1 protein-coding gene and 1 pseudogene are annotated in these 940 nt (G+C 71.1%); both read right to left on the bottom strand.

Annotated features, from left to right (window positions below; genetic code table 11):
* Window positions 1–500 (bottom strand): malonyl CoA-ACP transacylase (locus tag CA983_RS44140; protein WP_086606157.1); only part of this gene is annotated, 500 nt, incomplete at its 3' end.
* Window positions 497–940 (bottom strand): annotated as a pseudogene (locus CA983_RS44135) (glycoside hydrolase family 38 N-terminal domain-containing protein); the annotation flags it as partial. The pseudogene CA983_RS44135 and the gene CA983_RS44140, both read right to left, overlap by 4 nt.

Genomic DNA, 940 nt, shown 5'->3' with positions numbered 1-940 from the left:
TCTTTGACGTGCTCGTAGGGGTGGATGTCCGAGGGGGCCGGGGCGTTGTAGGGGTCGACGCCGCGGCGTAGCGCCTCGGGAGTGAGGAAGCGGTCCTGGTTGCGGTCGTAGTAGTCCCGTACGGCCGTCTCCGGGATGTGCTGCTCGCGTTCCAGGGCGGCGAGCAGGGCTCGGGCGGCCGGGGAGTGGGCCAGGGCTGCCGCGACGATGCTGCCGAGGTCGGCGACGTCGGTTTCCGGGATGGTGAGCAGTTGCATCGGCAGGGCGTCGTCCGGTGGGGCGAGGTCCCGTTCCGCGCAGGTGCGGCGGGCGAGTTCGTGGATGAGGACGATCTGGGTTGCCCAGCGCCGTTGTTGGCGGTGTCGTCTCGCGTGTGCGGCTTCGTCGTGGCTGGTCGCGCAGTTCCCCGCGCCCCTGAGGGCACCGGCGCTCAGGAACGTGTCCACGTGCTGCTTGAGGATCGGTTCGCCGTGGACGCTTGCTGCGTACTCCTCCGTCATGGCCTCACCTCCAGCTCCACGGCCCTCGTGTATGCCACGCAGCCGTGCCAGGCCACCTTCGCCATCAGCCAGTACGAACCCGGTGGGATCGCGTCGCCGTCCACCTCGATCGTGGACTCCTGCTGTTCCCCGCCGGGGACCGTGAAGCCCTGGCAGTCCGGGATGACGCCGGGCCAGCTGCCCCAGGAGGACACGGCCCACAGGGTGCCGTTGACGGGGCCGCGTGTGGTGTTCCGTAGGGTCACGGGAACCCTGGCGCGCTCGCCTCGGCGCACGGACACCCGCTCAACTCCCACGTCCGTCAGCAGAGTCGGGCCCCTGTGCCCGCCCCCGACGTCCAGGGCCACCACGTCCTCGTACGTCTGGCCGCCGTAGGACAGCCGGGCGGTGAGCCAGTGCCGGCCGGGGGCGGGGTCCGGCGGGGGTGTCACCGTGATGTC

Origin of the sequence: Streptomyces swartbergensis (assembly GCF_002148965.1) — a bacterium.
Lineage (GTDB): Bacteria > Actinomycetota > Actinomycetes > Streptomycetales > Streptomycetaceae > Streptomyces > Streptomyces swartbergensis.
The sequence above is the reverse complement of the archived record's forward strand: the minus strand, read 5'-3'. Positions and strand labels throughout refer to the sequence as shown.